The following is a 17,915-nucleotide window of genomic DNA, read 5'->3' as shown; positions in this document are numbered from 1 at the left end:
GGTTTTATCCTTGTTGTTCAGGAACGGAGATATCTTTTTTCAGAAACAGCAGGATCAGCGCTGTCAGCAGACTGCCTGCAGCGATCGCAAACAGATAAGCCATGACATGGCTGATCACGTTAGGAATGAAGATGACGAAAATGCCGCCATGCGGGGCGCGGGAAGCGCAACCCAGCATCATCGACAGGGCGCCTGCGAGGCCGGAACCCGCCACAATGGCCGGGATGACGCGCAACGGATCGGCAACCGCGTAAGGGATCGCGCCTTCGGTAATGAATGAAAGGCCGAGTATGTAGGTGACTTTGCCGGTCTCGCGCTCCTGTTCGGTAAACTTACGGCGGAAGAGGGTGGTCGCCAGCGCGATACCCAGCGGCGGCACCATGCCCGCCGCCATACAGGCCGCGATCGGTCCGTAGATCCCGCTCGACATCAGTCCAATCGCAAACATACAGACGGTTTTATTTAGCGGACCGCCCATATCAAAGGCCACCATCATGCCGAACAGCAGGCCGAGGAGGGCGGCGTTAGCGTTACCCAGAGAACTCAGGAAGTCGGTCAGCCAGCCGAGCAGCATTTTAATCGGCTCACCAATCAACAGCGCCATCAGTGCACCGGTCAGCAGCACACTCAGCAGCGGCACAATCAAAATCGGTTTCAGGCCGGCGACGGCTTTAGGCAGGTGAATATGGTTATTGATCAACAGCGTGATATATCCGCCCAGGAAGCCGGCAATCAGCGCGCCGAGGAAGCCGGAACCGGTGTGAATCGCCATCATCCCGCCCACGGCACCCGCCACGATGCCCGCTTTGCCGCTGATCGACTGGCTGATCCCCAGTGCCAGAATCGGCAGCATCAGGGCAAAGGCGGAACCGCCGCCGATATCAGAGAGCATCTTCGCTATCGGGCTGAAATTCGCGTCCCCTGGTGTGGCCGCGGTAATCCCGAATGAAAAGCTTAGGGCGATCAGAATGCCGCCCGCCACGACAAACGGAATCATCAGGTTTACACCGGTGATCAGATGCACATAAATCTCAGACATCCAGGAGCGGGAACCTGACGTTTCACGGGCACTGTTAGCCGGTTCAGACGCATTCGTCTGCGATGCTGAATCCACCAGGCGGGGAGCCAGCTCACCGTTCACGATGGCGTTTAACAGGCCTTCGGCATCTTTTGCGGCTCGGGTGACGGGCACCTCAATCACGTTTTTGTGCTGGAAGCGCGCCATCTCTACTTTCTTATCCGCGGCAATTAACACCACGTCGGCCCGATGAATATCGTCGTCGCTGAAAATATATTCACTTTCAATCGCGCCATGTGTTTCAACTAATACATTCAGGCCCAGTTTTTTAGCCGCTTTTTTCAAATTACTTTCGGCCAGGTAGGTGTGGGCGACACCTGTAGGACAGGCGGTAATGGCAATAATGTTCATAAACGTTCTCCAGTGAAAATTTTATATTTATGTTTTTCGGTCTGAAGGAATGGCTACAACCTGGAATACCTCCTTAAGCTTTTTATCTCATTACACTCTCCGGTTTATTCAGGCTCCCGATCGGGATAACAGCAAATGAAACATCTCTTCACGATGCGGGACAGTCAGTAACTGTTCGACGACATCTTCATCGCCCAGCGCAATAGATATTCTGGCGAGCATTTTGATATGGCCGACATCTTTATCAGACTCTTTTACCGCGAAAAGAATCACTAAACGAACACTGGTGCCATCAATGGTTTCCCATGGAATATCGCGGCGTAAACGGCCCACGGCAATCCGGGTTTTTGCGACGGCAGCAGATTTACCGTGCGGAATCGCAATATGATTTTCAAATCCGGTAGAGCCTAATTCTTCACGCAGATAAACATCCTTCAGAAACGCTGCTTTATCGGTCACCGCGCCGGTCTGGCAGAGCAGGTCAGTCAGCTGAGAAATAATCTGCTCTTTCGTCTGGCAATCGACATCGAGAATAATGCACTCTTCTTTCAGCACTTCATTAATCGCCACGGCTGTTGTCATGTTACTTCTCCATTATTAATTAATTGAATTCGATACCAGACACTCTGTGACTCTTGCGATATCTTTCGCCGAAAACAGGGCTGAAACATAAACCACCGGTTTTTCCAGCGGCTCCAGCCGGATAGTAGAGATCACCACATCACACTCATGGCGTTTCAGGGAGTCCGCGATATTTTTTCCAGGTACGATGTCGATGATCTTCCAGTCGGGAAAGGCGCGGATAATCCGCCCGTAAAGCAGCTGCGACGTGCCCAGACCGCTGGAGCAGACCAGCAGTACCCGCTTAACTTTGATGCTGTTTTCGATAGCCGCCTGGATATGCACCGTCAGGTACGCCACCTCATCGTCACTGATTTCATCCAGGCTGTACTCCTGCGTCAGTTGGTTGATCACCGCTTTGACGGCGGCAAACACTGTTCCCAGCTCGGTCTGGATATCATGCAGCAGCGGATTTTTAATCCGGATGTGATATCTCAGACGGTTCAGCATCGGCTTGATATGCGAGGACAACGACGCCTGCAGGTTCTGGTCGGTCGTGATTTCAATGTTGATGCGCTGCGCCACCCGGCTAATCAGCGCCTGTGCAAAGCGGATTTCACGTTCCGAAATCAGCGACTTATCCTGTAGTGGCACTTCACCGCCCGCTTTACCGGAGGAGACAAGATATTGATAGATAGAGTGAGACTCCTCAGCCACCAGCACCGTGTTACAGGCGGTCTCGATGCGCTCTACCACCGCCAGCGAAACCTGCCAGGCGTGATGATCGCTGACCCTGCTCATGGTCACTGCGCGCGCGTCGGTCCTGGGCATCGGCGAGTGACTGCGGTGAATCAGCACCAGAATGTGGGTAAACAAATTAATGTAGTAAGGATCGCTAATCGTATAGTGCAGTTGCTGTTCAATAAAATTGATGAGTTGCAGGGTAAAATGGACAGCCTGCTGACCAAATTTCTCTGAAAGCTCCTGCAGCGTGCTTTCATCCAGGCGGCTTTCCATCATGTCCTGACGGTTATAAATCGATTTTAATACCAGCGCTTTCATCGCCATGCGAATATTCTGGTCACTACCTTTGATACTGGTGCCGACGCGACTTTTCAATAACGTTAAATTAAACTGATGCAACCAGACTTCCAGTGTTTTTAAATCATTCACTATCGACGCACGGCTGATAAAGTATTTATCCGCGAGCTCGCTAATGGATGAACTTTTTGGTGAAAGCATTAATAAATCCGATGCTATTTTTAGCATTCTGAAGTTGCTGCTGAAATCATCCACCTCGGTTGAAAAAATCCGGCGCGCAGCTATTTCTGCCTGGGCATCAGAGAATTTAATTGTGATCCCTCTCCCACTTTTTCCGCTGATATTGATCCCCAAGTCAGCCAGTTTTTCATTAATGTCAGCGATGTCGCGGCGTAAGGTTCGGCTGGTGATGGCTGTTTTTTCAGAAATAAATTGCAGGCTCACGTAACTGTTATGAGAAATAAGCTGTCGCATAATCGTCAGTTGCCGCTCAGTCAGCGCCTTCATCATCATCAGGTTCCGCTTAATTTGTTATTCGAGGTGTCAGTTATCATCTAAACAAAGGCCCTCAGCCATGTAAATATTAAAACATGGCCACAACAGAGTGGGCAGGCTGACCACCTGAAGAGGTATTTTTGAAATAACTGGGGATGAGGTGGATGAATAACCAAACGAGATCAAGCCAGATTTTGCGGGCTGGCGGTCGCTGATATCCAGATGGCCCCTGTACGGGATATTGAATCACCATGCCGGGGAATGTGGCTCCGGAGCACGTCTCCACGTTTTGGATCGTCAATAAAGAGTCAGCGGTCAACTGTCCGATGAGAACAGGCTCCTCATTCTGCACAGGCTCAGCAGTAAGGCGCACTTCCAGAGTCCAGTTTGGGCGTGACCAGCAACATCTGATGAGAAGCGAGTAAGCTAAACCAGGTGATGAGATCAAGGATCGCGTGAAAAGCAGACACTATGATGACTTCTCACACAGAGTTCACAAGGAATTGTGGAATGGATACAGTTGAGGAACTTAACGGAACATACTTCTATGCAGGACGATCTAATCTGACAGCCTCTGAGCTCTTTTTCATGATTTTCGTCATCAATACTGCCAATCAGTTCGGAGTTAAAGATATAGCGGCAGTTGCTGCACTATTTAGTGGGGTCAACAATCAGGTTACACGAGCCAAACCAGGTGATGCTATTCCTGGGACTTCACGCGTCTCTAAAAAAATAAGAGGCCTGCTCGGGAATAGGATGTTTCCATTTGGTATTAAAATGCCAACATGGATCGGCGGTTACACACCCTGGACAGTAAAACGCAGAATGGTAAGGAAAGTCAGTACATTCGTTGGTCGAACGATTCCCCTTATAGGAGAGGTCATCCTGATTGCTGATGTAACGCAAATAACGTTTTGCTCAGTACGCGACTATAACGTTATCGCACGAGGTAATGACAAATTATGGTAGATGATATTGAAAAGGATGTTATTGCCCTTGTTACTCGCTATAGCGGTGTTTATATGTTCAGAAAAAAGAAACATGACACTTATACAGCCCATTCCAGCCTTCATTTTGATGTGAAACTTGATGTTGATGACGCTGAAGAGCTAACTGACGAATTTTTCAGGACGTTTGGTGTTGAGCGAGGAAAATTCAGGCTTGAAACGTACTATCCGGAAGTTAAGTTCTCATGGAATCCCTTTAGTAAACAGATTGTCGATGTTCCGGCTTTCACTATCGAAATGCTGATTGAATCAGCTAAAGCCGGTAGATGGTTATATGACTAATCACTAACAAGGAGCATGAAATGGCTGTACCTGTACACTTATTTTTAAAGGATGATGGCGGTGCCAGAATTCGCGGTTCTTCAGACGTTGAAGACCGGGAAGTAAGTATCGAATTGAGGAGTCTACAGCATAATCTGATGATTCCAACGGACCCGATGACTGGAAAGGTGACAGGAACACGTCAGCATTCCCCATTTCAGTTCAGCAAGGAGCTTGATAGTGCTTCGCCTTATTTGTTTAAAGCTGCTGCAACAGGTCAGACGCTAAAGTCAGCGGAGTTCAGTTTTTATCACATTAATGATGCCGGGCAGGAAGTTGAATACTACCGCATCTCCCTGGAGAATGTGAAAGTTATCTCAGTCAGTCCTGTCATGTATGACACGCGCGGTTGCCCCGGCACAGGTCATCTGGAAGAGGTGGCACTGAACTACGAGAAGATCACTCACTTGTATAAAGACGGTAATCTGTTAGCGCATGATGCGTGGAATGAGCGGCCCACAGCGACAGCATAAACCTCTGTTGCTGTCACTGAAATCTAAAAGCCTGCATAAAACAGGCTTAACACATCAACCAGAAAAAAACGGCTTTAGCCGGGTCATGAAATTATCTTCAACCACTCCAGCCGGATTTTTGCCAGTCAGGCGACCAAAATAAAGAATAAAGGGCAGTTCAAACCTGCCGGGCAGACTTTCCAGCCGGCAGATCAGAATGCAGCCTGATCGATCAATGCAGACAGCACTGCTTATATTTTTTGCCGCTGCCGCACGGGCAGGGATCGTTGCGGCCAGGCAGTTTCTCTGCCGCGACCGGTTTCTGAGGCACGGGAATCGCTTCCGGCTGAGAGATCCAGTGATCGTGCAGCGCCAGGGCGGCAGGGCGGATCGCCTCAATGCTGGCTTCCATTTCGTCTGGCGTCATGGCGTCGATCTTTTCGAGATTCTCTTCCACGCCGTGCAGAGCGATAGCGTCCAGCGCAGGCTGCAGATCCGCAGGCAGGGCAGACCAGTCGGTCAGCGCGACACCGCGCATGTAACCGAAGCACCACTCTTCCACCACGGTAAATTCCAGACCTTCCATCTCGCGGATGCCAAACAGCGGTTCAAACTGCTCCGGGAACTCAGATAAACGATCAGCCACATCATTCATATGCTGGAAGCACAGCGACATAAAGCGCGTCATTTCACGCTCGTTGCTCCATTTTGGAATCTGCTTCTCGCCGCCCCAAAGGGCCACCAGCCACTGGCTGGGTTCAACGGTAGTGGGGCCGGAGAGAACGGCAGTCAGCAGACCATCCAGCTCGGAGACATCAATAATCGACGCTTCGCTGCCATATTTTTCCAGCATATCTTCCAGCCATTGCAGCTCTTTCTCGGACAGTGGGCCTTCTTTCATGCGGTTGCCTCCCGGGCATGTGAAAATTTCAGCGCGGCGTTGAGCCTTAAAACCGCAGCAGTGTACACCCTTGTGGGCGTTCAACACAGCTAACCCTGTCCGGCGCTGGCATGAGGTTAAACCGCGTTTAACACCATTTTGACCCCATTATGCAGGCGATAGCCTGCTGCACTTTGTGGTACATTTTTGCGCTACAGAGAGGCTGCTGCGTAGTAAATAAAATTAACCTGATGATTATTAAATGAAAAATGGATTTTCCGGCAGCCAGGCTTTAGCTGTATACCTCGCACGGCCGGCCGATAGCAGCCACGGGATCGGCAGAGTCATAATGCGATTTATGCCAGTCATGATCTTCCTGCTGGCGGGCTGCGGAACCCTGTCGCAAACCTCCGCCCCGGTGGGCGACCGCGTTTATCTGACCCACGCCACCTTTCACGAAAATGTCGATGACATCGTGCATCACTACATGCAGCAGAAGCAGGTTCCCGGCATCAGCATTGCCGTTATTCATCACGGCGGCCCGACCCGCTATTACCCGTTTGGCGTCACTGACAGGGTGCATCGCTATCCTGTCACGCCCGATACCCTGTTTGCGCTGGGATCGCTGAGTAAAGGCGTGACGGCTGAAGTGATTATCCAGCTGGTTGAACAGGGTAAGCTGCGCTGGAGTGACACGCTGGCCGACCTGCTACCGAAAGAGGTTCACCTTAGTGCTGATGCGCGCCGTATCACTCTGCTGCAACTTGTGACGCACACCTCCGGTCTGCCGCGTCAGGATATGGATTTGCCGATGCTGCTGCAGTTCGTTCGTTATCTGGATACGGGCGAAAACTTTTATATTAATCTCGACAGCGACAAACTGCTGAGTTATCTGGCGGATTTTTCAGCACCTCCGGAACGCATGCCACACTACTCCAACCTTGGCTATGCGCTGATCGGTTTTATTGTGCGCACCCGTTTTCATCAGGACATTCAGACGCTGGCGTCACAGCTGATCTTCACGCCGTTAAAGATGGACCAGAGCAGTTTTGTGCCGGAAACACTGTCGGGCTATCCGCTGCGTGCGCTGGGCCATGCAGGCGATCAGCCAAAATTTATCCGCCGTGGCTCGCTGACGCCCGACTGGCATTTTCGCGGCAATATGGTGGCGGCGGCCAGTCTCTACAGTAATGCGCGTGACCTGAGTGCTTATTTGCGCGCACATCTTGATGCCACCGATGATACGGCGCGGGGTCGGGCGTTTATGGCGGTGAACCGCGCATGGTATCAGCAGGGTACACAGGCGCAAAACATCGCCTGGGTTACCGACACGATTGAAGGTCAGCAGATCACCTATCAGGTGGGCTATATCGGCGGTTACGCCAGTTTTATCGGCTACGACAAACGTAACGGCAATGCGATCGTGGTGCTGCAGAACGGCTTTAACTGGAGCAACTATTTAGGCATTGCGTTGTTGGTCGATTTGGCAACTCAGGATAAAGTGGTCGTACAGTGATCCGTTACCTGAGCTGTGCGCAGTAAAGTGAATCGCGCTGTTTTGCCTTACACATAGCATTAGCGTACCGGAACTGAAGTGCGATAAATTTTAGCCTGACTGTCAAAATTCAACGTGGAAATCATTATGCGCAGGACTCAACGTGTACTTTTATCAATGGGATTACTGGTTGGCTCACTGAGCCTGATCCCCGCTGTACAGGCTGCTGGCGAAGCAACGGATAGCGTTCCGCCACCACCGCAGATTCAGCCTGCAAACCCGGGTGCCAAGCCCGCTACGCCTGATACGGGCAGCGTTCAGCCGGACGCCGGTGCCGCACAAAACCAGCCACAGACCAGCTCACAATCTAATGATGGCATTACGCCGACGACGCCGACTTCTCCGGCACCGTCCAACGGCGCACGCCCTAATTACGAACTCAGCACCATCATCATCGACTACAAAGAGTACAAAATCGGTGACATCGTGCCAGAGAAGTACACCGATAAAACGTACACCATCACCGAGTGGCAAAAGCGTAATCTGCCCGCCCCGCAGGCAAATACCCACTGGGCCTATATCAACGCCAACTACATTCTTATTACCAATGACACCGGCAAAATCGTCATGGGTAAATCAGGCGATATCTTCTTCCGTGGCTAAATAAAATCAGCCGGTCGCAATGACCGGCTTTTTTTAGCTGAAACGCTCCGCACCAAAGCTCGCCAGCATCGGATGCTTCTCACCGCTTACGATCTCTTCCGCCAGTAATTCTCCGACAATCAGCGCCAGCGTTGCGCCCGAATGCGTGAACGCGACAAAACAGCCCGGCACCTTCTGCAGTTGGCCCAGCACCGGATCGCCATCACCGGGAATCGGCTTCAGGCCAATTTTCCAGCTCTGGACGCTGAGCGACTCGCTGCCACGTAATAGCCTGCTCGCTTCGTCCGCCAGCTTCGCCACCACCTGCTTATCAATATGGTAATCGCCTCCGGCCAGTGGCTGGATATCTTCCTCATACCAGTCATGATCCAGAGCGTAACGGTTGCCAGGGTTGGGCCGGATAGCGGCGCGTGGCGTGTTCAGCACCGCTTTGAGTTCATGTTGGCTTGGTTCAGTGATCACCAGCATTGAGACGGGCGATCCGTTGGGGATCGATACGCCCAGTGGTGCAACCACATCCGGTGTCCAGGGGCCGCAGGCGACTACCACCGCATCAGCCCGCAGTTCTCCCAGATCATTGCGGATGCCGCAGGCACGGCCATGCCCGGTGATCACACTGGTTTTACCGGCGTGCTCTATCACTTCACCCCCGCGCGCCCGGAACTGATTCACCAGATAATCGGTCAGGTGTGGCAGGCTGACCCAGCCTTCACCGGGATTGAATATCGCCTGTGACGGCAGCGCATCGGGATCGATCGTCGCATCTGCCTGCGCCACGGTATCCGCGGTTATTAGCTGTGAGTCGTAGCCGTGTGCTTTTTCATAGGCATGCCGCGCCTGCGTTCCGGCCTCATCGTCGCTAAACCAACAGACCCCGCCATCAAAACGCAGCCAGTCGAGGTCAGGATGCTGAGCAAATAAGGTGCGATAGCGATCAATGCCCGCCATACGCAGCGCGTGATAGGGCAAGGAGCGTTCACCCGCCGAGTTAAGCCACGACAGCGAGCGTCCCGATGCCCCGGAACAGAGCGCGGCTTCGGTCACCAGTGTGACGGTGGCACCGCGTTTTGTCAGCTCCAGCGCCGTCGACACACCGATGACGCCACCACCCAGTACCACCACGTTCATTTCAGTTTTTACTGCCATTATCAGGTTCCTTACTCAGTTACAGCATTTCAGAGAGAAAACGTTGCAGACGCGGTGACTGCGGTGCATCAAAAATGGCGCCCGGCGGCCCGGCTTCAACAATCTCGCCTTCATCCATAAACACCACCTGATCCGCCACTTTGCGCGCAAAGCCCATTTCATGTGTCACCACTACCATCGTCATGCCGCGACGACAGAGATCCGCCATCAGCGTCAGGACACCTTTCACCAGTTCGGGATCGAGCGCGGAGGTCGCCTCGTCAAACAGCATGACTTCGGGATCCATCGCCAGCGCACGGGCAATCGCGACACGCTGCTGCTGGCCGCCGGAGAGATCGCGTGGCCGGTGGTCTGCGCGCTGACCCAGCCCGACCTCTTCCAGCCGCTGACGCGCTATCGCCATCGCCTGCGCTTTGGGCAGGCCTTTGACCCGCCACGGGGCCAGCGCCACGTTCTCCAGCGCGCTGTGATCGGGGAAGAGATTGAAGTGTTGAAACACCATGCCAATCCGCAGCCGCAGCGTATCGGGCTTGTCGTGCAGCACGGATCGGTCAGCCAGCAGGACATCTCCCGATTGCGGCTCATGCAGTCGGTTGATGCCGCGCAGCAGTGTCGATTTACCTGAGCCGGATGGCCCGATGATGCAGGTGGTGCTGCCAGGCGCAACCCGCAGCGAGACCTTACGCAGCACCTCAATCGGGCCATAGGCCAGCGTCAGCTCGCGCAGCTCCAGGCTGGCACCGTGCCAGGTCGCGTCCGTTGTGCTGCTCAGGTTATTCATGGTTGCCTCCGATGCGGGGATGCGTGATCAGTGCGCCGCTGGGCGGCCTGACTTCATCCACCTCTTTTAAGCCGCTTTGCGGAACCGTCAGGCGACGGCGACCAGTGCGATAACGCACATCGACATAGTTGACCATGTGCGTCAGCGGTACGGTGATGATCAGATAGAACAGTCCGGCCAGCATCAGGGGCGAGAGATTGCCGGTGAGTACCGCCGCATCCTGACCCACGCGGAACAGCTCGCGCTGCTGGGTCATCAGGCCCAGTAGATAGACCAGCGAGGAATCTTTGATGATGGCGATAAACTGGTTAACGATGGCGGGCAGCACGCGGCGGATCCCCTGCGGGATCACCACCAGTCGCATTGCCCGTCCATAACTCATCCCCAGCGCGCGGCAGGCTTCCATCTGGCCGCGTTCAACACTCTGAATACCGGCGCGGAAAATCTCGCCCATATAGGCGCTGGCGATCAGGCTAAGCGCGAAGATCCCCAGTGGGTAGGGTGTCGGACCGAACAGCTGATAGCTGAATCGCGCCAAGCCCTGACCAATCAGAAGAATAGTTAGAATAGAGGGCAGACCTCGAAACAGATCGGTATAGAGCCGGGCAGGCAGTCGCAGCCAGCGTGAAGGCGAGATGCCCATCAGCGCCAGCAGAAGACCAAACAGCGTGCCGAGCAGCGTTGCCGCCAGCGAGATAATCACCGTGTTGACCAGTCCGGTGGCCAGCATCTGCGGCAGCACTTCCATCATTGATGGAAAATCAAAGAAGGTGCGGGAAAGAATGGTGAGCAAGTCCATCGCCGTCTCCATGCAGGGCGGGGGTTCCCCCGGTTAACTCAGGACGCGAACGTCCGCCTCTTTACTGGCCGCCAGGCAGATACTGTTTTGGCATCGGCGATCCGGGAAACCATTTCTCATAGAGCCGTTGCCAGGTGCCATCCTGCATGGCGGCTTTGATGGCCTTGTCCAGTGCGGCCTTGAAGGCGGGCTTGCCTTTGGCAATGGCAATGCCGGCCGGTGCATCAAACGAGGGGATGTCGGCGGCAGAGACCAGCCTGAAGCGTTCGGCATAGCTTTTTGCCGCCTCATAGTCGAGGAAGATGGCGTCTAACGTGCCGTTGTTGAGTGCGGAAACGGCGCTGTTGTTATCCGGGAAGCGGACAAGATCGGTCTGGGTGAAGTGTTCGACGGCATAGCTCTCCTGCAGCGTGCCCTGAACGACGCCAAGCCGGTGTTTCGCCAGGCCGGCGACATTCTTCACGCCGCTGTCAGCGCGGGTGAGAACGGTGAGAAATCCCGCCAGATAGCCGGTTGAAAAGTCGACCGTCTTTTCCCGCGCCGGGGTGATGCCGATAGCCGCCACCGCCGCGTCATACTGACCATTGGCCACTGCTGGCATAATCGCCGAGAAGTCTTGACCAATAAAATCGACCTTATCGATTCCGATTCGGTGGGCGACATTTCTGAAGAATTCGACGTCGAAGCCGGTGAACTGACCGCTGGCATCCGTGAAGGTATAGGGTTTGGAGTCGCCGACGCTGGCGATGCGTAGCTGGTCGGGTTCGATCAGCCCATAAGGATTGTTATCGCTGGCAGCCAGCGTACAGAACGAAAGTGAACAGAGTGCGAGCAGTGTGCCCAGCAGTTTGCCCCGGGGGGTTTGCGATTTCATAGCTCATCCGTTTTTGCAGGTTTAAACATCAGAGACTGTTGAGCCAGCGATTATAATTGAGACCGGTCTCAACACAGGTGGCACCTTAAGACATGGGCATTGTGAGACCGGTCTCAAGGGGTTACAATGAGTTTAAGCACAGCCTTTTTTCGGCGTCAATATTCCTGTCATCAACCTGTGATTCAAAATAATTATGACGAGTCAGAAACGGCAATCGAAAGCGCCTACCGTGGCGGATGTGGCACGCGCAGCAAAAGTCTCTAAAGCTCAGGCGGCGCGCGCGCTGGGAGGCTATGGGGCAGTCAGTGATGAAGTGCAGGAGCGGGTCAACAGCGCCGCCACCGCGCTGGGCTACCGTCTGAATGCTCTGGCCCGCAGCATGAACACAGGACGTTCCAATACCATTGGAGTGATTGTCGGCGATATCGAAAATCCCCACTTTGGCCTGGCGCTGCGCGGCATGGCCGATGTGGCGCGCACGGCCGGTTACCATCTGCTGCTCAGTAACAGCGATGAAAAGCTGCAGGCTGAGCAGGATGCGGTGCGGGTGATGCTGGAAAAGCGGGTTGACGGCATTATCGTTGCGCCCTGCTGTTCAGAACACCATCTCAACAGTCACCTGACTCAGGTTCTGGAGGAGGGCAGAGCAGTGAAATTGTTTGATCGCGCTGTGAATGGCCTTAAAGTAGAGGCGATCTGCTGCGAATTTACTGATGTCGCCGCAGACGCCACCGCCCGGTTACTGGAGGCAGGCCACCGTTATATCGCCTATATCACCAGCATGGCATTGGCAACCGACTACAGCACGCCAGGCGATTTTGGCCTGACGCCAGTCGCCCAGCGCGTCGGCGGCATGATGCAGGCCTTTGCCGCCGCGGGTGTGGAATTTGATCCGACGCTGGTGAAAGTGAACGCGCTGGATGAAGTGGAAATCGCCCGTATCGTGGCCGAGCTGTGGCAGCGTCCGCAGCCGCCCACGGCGCTGGTGGCTTCTGACAGCGTGGTCGCGATGTGGCTGCTGCGTGAAGTGACGCAGCGCGGACTGCGAATCCCTGCCGATCTCTCATTTGTTATGTATGACAATTTTCCGTGGAGTGAGATTGTCACCCCGCCGCTGACGGTGGTGGCACAGCCAGTCTATGAGATGGGCCGTGAAGCGGCACGACGCCTGATTGCAGAGATACGCGGCGAAGCCGTCGGGCCGATGCCGCGCTTTGATGCCCGTCTGATGATTCGCCAGTCGATTGCCGCACCGGCCAGCCTCATCAGCGCGAAATGATCACGTTAGCCGGGCCAGCCAAGTAATCGACTTAGCTGGCCTGTGGCTGCGGTAATCTGTGTGTCGCTACAGTTACCGTATCCAATAACCAGACCCTGCTGTGCCGGTTCGGTCAGATAGAAGGTCGAGAGGGCTGTGGGCGCGTAGCCAGCCTGAAGCAGTTTGCGGGTAATGGCGACGTCATCCTGATGCGCATCGAGTGGCAGCACCAGGTGCATCCCGCTGTTACCGCCCAGCAACGAAATCGCCTGACCCGCAGCGCGCTGTAGTCCGGTTCGCAGCAATGCCTGTCGCTGACGATAGAGACGACGCATTTTGCCCAGATGGCGACGATAATCACCATTGAGAATAAAACGGGTCAGCGCCTGCTGCTCCAGACGGTTTCCGCCGCGCAGGATCTGATGCAGTGCCGGTCGAAGACGCTTGACCAGCGGCGCGGGCAGCACCATAAAACCGATACGCAGCGCAGGGAACAGGGTCTTGCTGAATGAGCCGAGGTAGATAACCGGGGCATTATCTGTCATGCCCTGCATCGCCATAATAGGCTCACCGTGGTAATGGAAGTCGCCATCATAATCATCTTCAATAATCCACGCCTGATGCTGTTGCGCAGCAGCAATCAGCGCCAAACGACGGGACGCACTCATTACTGCTCCGGTGGGATACTGATGGGTGGGCGTCGTGTAGATCAGACGGGGCGGGGTCTGTTCCCAGTGTATCGGCTGAGGGGCCAGCCCCTGGTGATCGGTGGAGATGGGGATCACGTTAAGTTCCCCGCCCTGCAGAGCCGCTTTGGCACCGCGATAACCCGGATCTTCAATCCAGCCATGGTCGCCCGGATTGCTTAGCAGGGCGACGCACAGCGTAAGCGCCTGCTGCACACCTTCGGTAATCACAATCTGTCCGGCATCACAACGTACACCGCGTGTGATCCGCAACTGTTGCGCCAGTACAGCACGCAGTTCGGGATCGCCGAGCGGATCGCCATAGCCGAGTAGCTGCGGTGGTGTGTGGTGCGTTACCTGACTCAGCGCTCGTCGCCATGCCGCCATCGGGAAATGGTTCAGGGCGGGTATGCCGGGACGCAGGGGTAGTGAGCCGGTGTCGGCCCACTGACTTAGATAAAAGGGATCCATCCGTTTTGCCAGCGGCCAGCTGGCTAACGTGTCGTCATCCGCCTGCCGGGCCGGCAAAGCCAGTGAGCTGATACGGCTGCCTTGCCTATCGCTCATCAGATAGCCCTCTGCCTGAAGCTGTGTCCAGACGTTAAGCACCGTATTACGTGAAACCTGTAGCTCAAGTGCCAGCTGACGTGTGGAAGGTAACCCTGTTCCTGCAGCAAGCTGACCCTGCAAAATGCCCTGCTTTATCCGCTGATAAAGTTGCTGCTGCAGCGTTGTCCCGCCGGCTGGTATCAATGGAGCCAGCAGCAAAGGGGGGATCTGTGGCTTCATCGTCTGCTCCCGTGGATCTATCATTTTTCATGATTGTGGTACTTTTTAACCCACCATGATAGTGGCAATCTGCAGATATCATCTGTAGCCGGGAGGCAGCATGTCACAACATACTAATCAATATGGTCAGCCGGTCGGTCAGCCTCTATCAGACTGGCAACCCCGTCCATTACCGCAGCATCAGATTTTCACTGGGCAGGCGTGCCGGCTGGAGCCTTACAGCGTGGCACGGCATAGCGATGCCCTGTTTGAGGCGTGGTCGCAGGCTGAGGATGGGCGTGACTGGACTTACATGTTTATGGGGCCATTTAGTGACCGGCAGGCATTTCAGGATTATGCAAAGCAACTGGAGGCCAGTCGCGATCCACTGCATTTCGCGGTGATCGATCTTGCTACAGAGCAGGCGGTGGGCACTCTATCTTTAATGCGCATCCAGCCTGAACATGGCGTGATGGAGGTCGGGCATGTCGCTTTCTCACCCCGGCTGAAGCAGACCCGCATGGCAACGGAAGCGCATTTTTTGCTGATGCGTTATGCCTTTGAGACGCTAGGTTATCGCCGTTATGAATGGAAGTGCGACAGCTGTAATGCCCCTTCACGAAAAGCGGCGGCACGGCTTGGTTTCCGTTTTGAAGGCGAGTTCCGTCAGGCCATCGTCTATAAAGGGCGTTCGCGTGACACCAGCTGGTTCTCGATTATCGACAGCGAATGGCCACAGGTGAAAAAGGGGATGCAGCGCTGGCTGGCCGAAGATAACTTTACCGCCGACGGTCAGCAGCGCGAGAAGCTGGAAGCGCTGCGCGACAGGCCCTGAGCGGGGAACTGACCCGGTGAAGTCAGACAGGATTTCAGGTGATGGGCCTCTGCGGGAATCCGCAGAGGCGTGACCAGAAAAATGGGCGTTATGACTGTGGCACGATTTTAATTTCAACCATACCAATGCCTAATTTGCGCGGATCCTGACCGGTGATATTGCCGGTGTTACTCAGTTGCGGCTCCGGTGGTGCAATCACCAGACGATGGCTGGCAGTTGGATTGTCAAAATGCAGGGTATGCGTCGAAACCTCTTCACCCAGCGACAGCAACTGTTGCTGGTCGCCGACCCGAACCGGAATGGCCCGGTGTGCGTTAGGGCCATACGCGCGCGCGGTGATCACCAGATCGAACTTTGCGGGCAGCGCATCGACATAGTCGATATGCACTTCTGGTGCGAGATTGGCGTTAGACCAGCGTCCCCAGATTTCTGGTCGTGAGATGCCGCTAAAGCTTTTAACACTCTCCGGTGCGCCGGGCACGTCGAGTCGAAAGCTGTCGGCGCTGTAGCGAATATTGTTATCTTCAATACGAAGCTGCGCCAGGTTCTGCTGGTAACGCGCATCGCTGACGGCGCCGTCCGGGAACTTCACTTTGCCTTTCCACTGCGCTTTATCGACGTGCGTCACCGACGGCGTGCCACCGAACTGCCCCATCGCCACACAGAGATCGCCGGAGAGGGCCAGCGAAGGCTGCCAGAGCCGCGCCATTTTAAAACAGCGATCGACCCAGAGAAATTTATCAGCGGCGGCGAAATCGGCCAGCTGATAGCGCAGCGGAGCCGAATATTCTCCTTCCGGCATCGGCTCTACATGCTTGTCACTGATACGGAACAGAATCGGCAATTTAAAGGTGGTACCTGAGAAGCTGAAGGTATTCTTCGCCTGATCCACCGTGAAGTTGTCTATTTTCTTCGGGAAGTTCCACAACTGGATGATGTCGGGTTTCCAGCTCGTCACCTTACTTTTCATATCGTCGAACTGGGTGGAGAGCGAAATCGAGGAGAGGCTGCTGCGGCCCAGACCAATCGCATTGTCACCACCAAGAATATCCAGCAGCGTGGCCCCATTATCCAGCGTGCTGCGCTTCGCCTCCATCAGCTCCGCCTGCGGTTTATCGCCGCGAATCACCATGAACAGATTGCGACGAGGCTGCTTAACCAGCCACGCATGCGCCGTATTGTTCATCGCCAGATGATCGGAACTCACCACAATCACGGTATTTTTGAACCACGGTGACGCCTGTATGCGCGAAATCAGACGCGCAACATGCTCCTGCGAACAGGCAACTGCACTGAATGACTGGTTTGGTTTGCCCTCAATGCTGTAACTCCGGCGATCGCAGCTGCGCGAGATAAACCCGTCAGGATGATGGGTGTCGACGGTCAGGGTAAACAGCGCAAAAGGTTTACCGGCCTTTGAGAGTTCCTGATATTTCTCAAAGACTTCATCCAGCACGGTGTCGTCGTAATAACCCCAGTTATTGCGGTAGGTGGGATCGGCAACGCGGCTTTTCAGTTCCTGCGAACCATACAGGTTTTCGGGATCGAAACCGTGCGATTTCAGGAAGATATCTTTACCGGCAAAACGCAGATCGGCGCCCTGAATAAACCAGTTCTGGTAGCCGGAGTTTTTCAGGATGTCGCCCAGACAGACGTTCTGGGGATAGAAACTGGAGAGTGACGCCGACGCATTGCCGTCAAACGGGGCAAACAGCGGAATGCCACACTGTGAGGCAACCATGCCCGCGATAGTGTAATCGGTGCCAGGCAGCTGTTCGGTTTCGCTGAAGTCGATGCTCTGCTCTTTCTGCCGGCTTAACTCCGGCGCTAAGCCAGGAAAAGCGATGGGGTTAAAATAGGTGCGCTCTAAGCTTTCACCATAGATGTAAACCACGTTGAGGTGCGGCTGCTCAATGCGATTACGCGGCACTCTGTAGAAGTTGTCGAAGTCAGAATCCGCCAGTTGGGTATGCGACACAATCAGCGTCGCGACCTGGCGAAAAGCCGGGGTGGTCTGCACGGAGCCGAGCGCGCAGACAGCCGCAAGCAGCGACCAGCCCATGTGATGGGGACGCTTACGCCGACGCAGAATCCACGACAGCAGGCAGAACAGCAGAAACAGTACGATGATCAGGCCAATCGCCGGCACCACATATTTACTGACGCCCGCGCCGGTCAGGCTATTGGTCAGGGTATACAGCACCGCATCGTTGATGCCGTCACCCGTAAAATAGTTGCTGGCATAAAGGGTGGCGTTCAGCACAACGAAAAGCACCAGCAGAATCAGAACAACAATAAACCAGAATTTGTTACGCCCGGCTTTACAGGAATAAATGGCAATAGCGGCCAGAAACAAGGCGACGGACACCAATTCGGACAATGGGAAATCCTCTTTTCAGGGTTACGCGAGGCTTCACGCAACCA

The 17,915-nt window shown here is 54.5% G+C and carries 17 protein-coding genes; 7 read left to right on the top strand and 10 right to left on the bottom strand.

Going from position 1 to position 17,915, the window contains the following annotated elements; translation table 11 throughout:
• Window positions 1–4 precede the first annotated feature (4 nt).
• The 3 genes from NP77_RS02210 to NP77_RS02200 form a co-directional block, all read right to left on the bottom strand.
• On the bottom strand, window positions 5–1,429 hold the full coding sequence (locus NP77_RS02210) for a PTS fructose transporter subunit IIC (RefSeq protein ID WP_039658864.1): 1,425 nt from the start codon (window positions 1,427–1,429) through the stop codon (window positions 5–7).
• 108 nt (window positions 1,430–1,537) lie between these two features.
• Window positions 1,538–2,011: a PTS sugar transporter subunit IIA gene (locus NP77_RS02205; RefSeq protein WP_050556834.1), complete on the bottom strand. Its 474-nt coding sequence runs from the start codon at window positions 2,009–2,011 to the stop codon at window positions 1,538–1,540.
• A gap of 15 nt (window positions 2,012–2,026) precedes the next feature.
• On the bottom strand, window positions 2,027–3,505 hold the full coding sequence (locus tag NP77_RS02200) for a transcription antiterminator (protein ID WP_231572313.1): 1,479 nt from the start codon (window positions 3,503–3,505) through the stop codon (window positions 2,027–2,029).
• A gap of 531 nt (window positions 3,506–4,036) precedes the next feature.
• Here NP77_RS02200 and NP77_RS02190 point away from each other — a divergent pair.
• From NP77_RS02190 to NP77_RS02180, 3 genes are read left to right on the top strand one after another with little or no spacing between them, the layout of a single operon-like run.
• Window positions 4,037–4,495, top strand: a complete 459-nt coding sequence (locus NP77_RS02190; RefSeq protein WP_039658860.1) for an STM2901 family protein — start codon at window positions 4,037–4,039, stop codon at window positions 4,493–4,495.
• Window positions 4,489–4,815 carry a DUF1493 family protein gene (locus tag NP77_RS02185; protein ID WP_039658858.1) on the top strand — a complete coding sequence of 109 codons (327 nt, stop codon included), beginning with the start codon at window positions 4,489–4,491 and terminating at the stop codon, window positions 4,813–4,815. Before NP77_RS02190 ends, NP77_RS02185 begins: the two co-directional genes overlap by 7 nt.
• 20 nt (window positions 4,816–4,835) lie before the next feature.
• On the top strand, window positions 4,836–5,327 hold the full coding sequence (locus tag NP77_RS02180) for a type VI secretion system tube protein Hcp (protein WP_039658857.1): 492 nt from the start codon (window positions 4,836–4,838) through the stop codon (window positions 5,325–5,327).
• A gap of 211 nt (window positions 5,328–5,538) precedes the next feature.
• On the opposite strand, the gene NP77_RS02175 is transcribed toward NP77_RS02180, so the two are convergent.
• Entirely contained in the window at window positions 5,539–6,207 is a 669-nt protein-coding gene (locus tag NP77_RS02175; RefSeq protein WP_003850904.1) for a YecA family protein, read from the bottom strand.
• A gap of 241 nt (window positions 6,208–6,448) precedes the next feature.
• On the opposite strand from NP77_RS02175, the gene NP77_RS02170 reads away from it, so the two are divergent.
• Both NP77_RS02170 and NP77_RS02165 read left to right on the top strand, forming a co-directional pair.
• Window positions 6,449–7,702: a serine hydrolase gene (locus NP77_RS02170; protein WP_039658855.1), complete on the top strand. Its 1,254-nt coding sequence runs from the start codon at window positions 6,449–6,451 to the stop codon at window positions 7,700–7,702.
• A 126-nt stretch (window positions 7,703–7,828) separates the two neighbouring features.
• A complete protein-coding gene (locus tag NP77_RS02165; RefSeq protein ID WP_039658853.1) occupies window positions 7,829–8,344 on the top strand; it encodes an RcnB family protein in 516 nt (171 codons plus the stop codon).
• A 33-nt stretch (window positions 8,345–8,377) separates the two neighbouring features.
• Here the strand turns inward: NP77_RS02165 and NP77_RS02160 are convergent, their stop codons facing one another.
• The 4 genes from NP77_RS02160 to NP77_RS02145 form a co-directional block, all read right to left on the bottom strand.
• A complete protein-coding gene (locus tag NP77_RS02160) occupies window positions 8,378–9,490 on the bottom strand; it encodes an FAD-binding oxidoreductase (RefSeq protein ID WP_039658850.1) in 1,113 nt (370 codons plus the stop codon).
• Between the two features lie 19 nt (window positions 9,491–9,509).
• Window positions 9,510–10,271, bottom strand: coding sequence for an amino acid ABC transporter ATP-binding protein (locus NP77_RS02155; RefSeq protein WP_039658849.1), 762 nt, complete (start codon window positions 10,269–10,271; stop codon window positions 9,510–9,512).
• Entirely contained in the window at window positions 10,264–11,070 is an 807-nt protein-coding gene (locus NP77_RS02150) for an amino acid ABC transporter permease (RefSeq protein WP_039658848.1), read from the bottom strand. Before NP77_RS02150 ends, NP77_RS02155 begins: the two co-directional genes overlap by 8 nt.
• Window positions 11,071–11,131: 61 nt before the next feature.
• A complete protein-coding gene (locus tag NP77_RS02145) occupies window positions 11,132–11,944 on the bottom strand; it encodes an ABC transporter substrate-binding protein (RefSeq protein ID WP_039658846.1) in 813 nt (270 codons plus the stop codon).
• Window positions 11,945–12,137: 193 nt separating this feature from the next.
• On the opposite strand from NP77_RS02145, the gene NP77_RS02140 reads away from it, so the two are divergent.
• Window positions 12,138–13,223: a LacI family DNA-binding transcriptional regulator gene (locus NP77_RS02140; RefSeq protein WP_039658844.1), complete on the top strand. Its 1,086-nt coding sequence runs from the start codon at window positions 12,138–12,140 to the stop codon at window positions 13,221–13,223.
• A gap of 5 nt (window positions 13,224–13,228) precedes the next feature.
• On the opposite strand, the gene NP77_RS02135 is transcribed toward NP77_RS02140, so the two are convergent.
• Entirely contained in the window at window positions 13,229–14,677 is a 1,449-nt protein-coding gene (locus tag NP77_RS02135; RefSeq protein WP_039658842.1) for a PLP-dependent aminotransferase family protein, read from the bottom strand.
• Between the two features lie 100 nt (window positions 14,678–14,777).
• Between NP77_RS02135 and NP77_RS02130 the strand changes: the two genes are divergently transcribed.
• Window positions 14,778–15,491 carry a GNAT family N-acetyltransferase gene (locus NP77_RS02130; protein ID WP_039658841.1) on the top strand — a complete coding sequence of 238 codons (714 nt, stop codon included), beginning with the start codon at window positions 14,778–14,780 and terminating at the stop codon, window positions 15,489–15,491.
• Between the two features lie 88 nt (window positions 15,492–15,579).
• Here the strand turns inward: NP77_RS02130 and opgB are convergent, their stop codons facing one another.
• The gene (gene opgB / locus NP77_RS02125) at window positions 15,580–17,871 is read right to left on the bottom strand and encodes a phosphatidylglycerol--membrane-oligosaccharide glycerophosphotransferase (RefSeq protein WP_039658838.1); all 2,292 of its coding nucleotides are present in this window, start codon (window positions 17,869–17,871) and stop codon (window positions 15,580–15,582) included.
• Window positions 17,872–17,915: the final 44 nt, after the last annotated feature.

This window comes from Pantoea sp. MBLJ3 (genome assembly GCF_000816655.1).
GTDB classification, from domain to species: Bacteria; Pseudomonadota; Gammaproteobacteria; order Enterobacterales; family Enterobacteriaceae; genus Pantoea; species Pantoea eucalypti.
Note: the sequence above shows the minus strand (reverse complement) of the source record. Positions and strands in the feature narration are given on the sequence as shown.